We start from the raw sequence: 211 nt of genomic DNA, 5'->3' as shown, positions 1-211 counted from the left end.
TATACCGGACAGGACTGCGTCAGCTTCGGTGCCACGGTTGCCGGGCGCCCGACCGCATTGGCGGGGGTCGAAAGCCAACTGGGGCTGTTCATCAACACGCTGCCAGTGGTGGCCCAGCCGTCGCCGACAGAGCAGGTGGGGGCATGGCTGGCTCAGCTGCAGGCGCAAAACCTGGCGCTGCGCGAGTACGAACACAGTCCGCTGTTCGAGA

The 211-nt window shown here is 65.9% G+C and carries 1 protein-coding gene; it reads left to right on the top strand.

The window, feature by feature from the left end; genetic code table 11:
• Positions 1 to 211 (top strand): condensation domain-containing protein (locus QQL85_RS26590; RefSeq protein ID WP_284368804.1); only part of this gene is annotated, 211 nt, incomplete at both ends.

Origin of the sequence: Pseudomonas putida (assembly GCF_030159595.1) — a bacterium.
In the GTDB taxonomy this organism is placed as follows: Bacteria; Pseudomonadota; Gammaproteobacteria; order Pseudomonadales; family Pseudomonadaceae; genus Aquipseudomonas; species Aquipseudomonas putida_AC.
The sequence above is the reverse complement of the archived record's forward strand: the minus strand, read 5'-3'. Positions and strand labels throughout refer to the sequence as shown.